Here is a 2587-nt window from a genome sequence, read left to right as displayed (position 1 = left end):
GCCACCCACGGCATCAAGATCAGCTGATGGGTTGGTCACGCTCGGCGGAGTTTGCAAGAATGGCACAACGGTATCAGGGACTGTGATTGCAACGCTACCTGCCGAGTTCAGTCCTGGAACCGACAAGATTTTCGCTGCGGTCAAACTTATTGATGCAATGCCCGTTCTTTGTCACATAAAGATCACGACGTCAGGCGATATTGAAACCATGCCCAATGTGGAGCAAACTTTTCTAGGCTTGGATGGCATCACATTTGACTTACACCAGATTTGATCCCGCATTATTCATCGGGATGGTTTTGGACGCCGCCTAGGGTCAGGATGCATTGATTTCCATCGCACCGCATGATTCACCGCTTCGAAAACGGAGCGGTGACATGAGTGATCTATTCTGGCTGACGGACCTGCAGATGGCACGTCTGGAACCTTTCTAGAGGTGGTCTTGGTTTTTCGACCAGCTTTCTGCCGCAATAAGCTATAGCATTGGTTTCATGTCAGGCGGCGGCTTTCAGGTTCGTGTCTTGAGTATCATAGGCCTCTGCCGGGGTCAGCAGACCATGCGATGAGTGCGGGCGTTTTTCATTGTAATAGCTGATCCAGTCGCCGATCCCGCCCCTCGTTTCTGAGCCGGTCTCGAAGGCGTTCAGGTAGACGCATTCGTATTTCAGTGACCGCCAGAGCCGTTCGATCATTCGGTTGTCCGTTGCCCGGCAGTCGTTTGCTTGCAAACGATGAGAGGGGGGCCAACGGCCACGCCCATCCATGGAAATCTTGACCTTGGCGTCGAGCAGGACTTCGGTGAAATCGGTGCTGGTGAATTGCGACCCTTGATCGGAGTTGAATATCTCCGGCGGTCCGTATCGGGCCAAGGCGTCTTTCAATGCCTCGCACCATTGCCCGGCAGGCGATTTGCCAGGCAAATCTGCCGAGAGGGGCAGAACCCGGCATCCATGGTGTTCGACAGCCTCCAGCTCAGGACCTTGCGACTGTACCAGTCCATGACGGCCGCCAGGTAGAGAAACCCCCGCCGCATCGGGATGTAGGTTCTTTAATTGATCTCCCGCGCTCGGGTAGTTTGCGATTTTCGTCGACAGCCTGCAAGGTTCTTTCCGAAGTCGCCTGATCGGGCGCTTCATCTCGGCGTTCAAGGCTTTGGGTGTCCCGAAGGTGAAATGCGCGGTCCCATTGGGCCGCATGTAGATCGCACGGGATCATCCCACCGCCTGCCACTGTCTGCCGACGTGGCAACTTCGCGGGCGGGGTTGTGAGCCCTGCCTTATCGGATCGCGATCATGATCATGCCTCCCGCTCCTCGAATACACCACCGCTGACCCAGATCGCGTGCATCATTACGGCGAGTTTGCGCGCGAGTGCGACGACGGCCTTCTTGTGGCTGGTTCTACGTTTGACGGCCATGGCCCAGTCCTTGAGCGCTTGGCCCCGCCCCGGCTTTACACGGCACAGAAGAGAATTTGCCGCCTCATACAGCATCGTCCGCAAGAGCCGGTCCCCGCGCTTCGAGATGCGACCGCCGTAGTCGACAGCCCCGGATTGATGTCGGCGGGAGGTCAGGCCGGCGTAGGCGCCTACCGAGCGCGACTTGGTGAACCGACCTGGCGCGTCGATCGTCGCAACGAACGTCGCCGCCGTGACCGTGCCTACTCCAGGGACCGTCATCAGCCTTCGGCAGGCGTCTGAGGACTTCACTTGCCGAACCAGTTCCTTGGTCAGCGCCGCCGCTTGGCGCAGCGCCTCGGTACGGATCGCCAGAAGCGGCAAGATGATGGGCGCAAGCGCATCCTGACCTTCGAGCACGGCACGGATGCGAGCTTCATAGGTTCGGGGTCGACCCGGCACGCGGAGCCCAAAGCTGGCGAGAAGGCCCCGGATCGTGTTCTCTGCGTTGCGCCGCGCCCCGATTGCGGCATCGCGGGCGGCCAGCAGCGCGCGGCGCTCTTGGCCATCCCGGCTTTTGACCTCGACCTTCCGGTAGAAGCCCGTCCGCGCCAGATCCGAGAGCATCGCCGCGTCGTTGGCATCCGTCTTGTTGTGCATCTGGCTGAGAACAGCATGCGCTTGGCGAGCGTCCACACAGATCGCTGGAAGGCCGCGACGGGTCAGCTCACCATGCAGCCAGTTCGCCATCCGTCCGGTCTCCAGAACCACGCGCTCCAGCCCGTCGCGCAGATCGACAAGCGCCGCGCAGATCGCTTCAGGCTCCGTGACCGTCTCGCATCTGCGCTCCACGACGCCATTCGCGCATCGAACGCAAATGGCCGTCACATCCCTCGAAACGTCCAGACCAACATAATATCTCTGCTTCATATCCACTCTCCTTTTCGATCGGCCCATGGAGCCGTCGGAGAGCGCGGGAATCAATTACTCCGAGTGATGTCCATCGCCCAGAGCACGTTTGGTGCCCGGTCCCCGGAACTGGCGGTTCACCTTGTCCAATAGGCACGGCAGCGCCTTGTCTGGAATCGTTGTCTGTTGGCCTCTTGCCACGCACGACACCTTCGATCCCAGTATCGTTCATCAGCCGTGCAACAGTGCAGCGCGCAACGTCAAACCCTTCCCGCCGCATTTG

2 protein-coding genes and 2 pseudogenes are annotated in these 2587 nt (G+C 59.5%); 1 reads left to right on the top strand and 3 read right to left on the bottom strand.

Annotated features, from left to right (window positions below; all coding sequences use genetic code 11):
- Window positions 1–274, top strand: a 274-nt coding sequence (locus LCF60_RS24370; RefSeq protein ID WP_292295110.1) for a hypothetical protein, incomplete at its 5' end; no start/stop codon positions are given.
- A gap of 220 nt (window positions 275–494) precedes the next feature.
- Here the strand turns inward: LCF60_RS24370 and LCF60_RS24365 are convergent.
- From LCF60_RS24365 to LCF60_RS24355, 3 genes and pseudogenes are all read right to left on the bottom strand, one after another.
- Window positions 495–1045: pseudogene (locus tag LCF60_RS24365) on the bottom strand (DDE-type integrase/transposase/recombinase); the annotation flags it as partial.
- A gap of 251 nt (window positions 1046–1296) precedes the next feature.
- The gene (locus LCF60_RS24360; RefSeq protein ID WP_292295109.1) at window positions 1297–2325 is read right to left on the bottom strand and encodes an IS110 family transposase; all 1029 of its coding nucleotides are present in this window, start codon (window positions 2323–2325) and stop codon (window positions 1297–1299) included.
- A gap of 77 nt (window positions 2326–2402) precedes the next feature.
- Window positions 2403–2587 (bottom strand): annotated as a pseudogene (locus LCF60_RS24355) (IS3 family transposase); the annotation flags it as partial.

This window comes from Marivita sp., from assembly GCF_020055635.1.
GTDB lineage: Bacteria > Pseudomonadota > Alphaproteobacteria > Rhodobacterales > Rhodobacteraceae > Marivita.
This window is presented reverse-complemented; position numbering and strand designations above follow the sequence as displayed.

Coding starts and splice junctions, on each gene's coding strand:
- LCF60_RS24360 (WP_292295109.1), bottom strand. CDS start 2,325: ATGAAGCAGAGATATTATGTTGGTCTGGACGTTTCGAGGGATGTGACG.